Source organism: Leuconostoc sp. S50 (genome assembly GCF_016624925.1).
In the GTDB taxonomy this organism is placed as follows: domain Bacteria; phylum Bacillota; class Bacilli; order Lactobacillales; family Lactobacillaceae; genus Leuconostoc; species Leuconostoc pseudomesenteroides.
On sequence record NZ_JACVUE010000049.1, the window covers coordinates 1 to 220 of the forward strand.

At 40.5% G+C, this 220-nt stretch carries 1 protein-coding gene; it reads left to right on the forward strand.

The features are described from left to right. The coding region (locus tag IAE53_RS11340) for a hypothetical protein (protein WP_200554269.1) at positions 1–220 on the forward strand (220 nt) is incomplete at both ends.

The following is a 220-nucleotide window of genomic DNA, read 5'->3' on the forward strand; positions in this document are numbered from 1 at the left end:
CACTCAAACTTGCTGATTCACTTGATGTCGATTCACTATCACTCAATGATGCTGAGTTACTCAAACTTGTTGACTCACTTGATGTTGAGTTACTCAATGACGTTGAACCGCTCAAACTTGCTGACTCGCTTGATGTCGATTCACTATCACTCAATGATGCTGAGTTACTCAAACTTGCTGACTCACTTGATGTCGATTCACTATCACTCAATGATGTTGA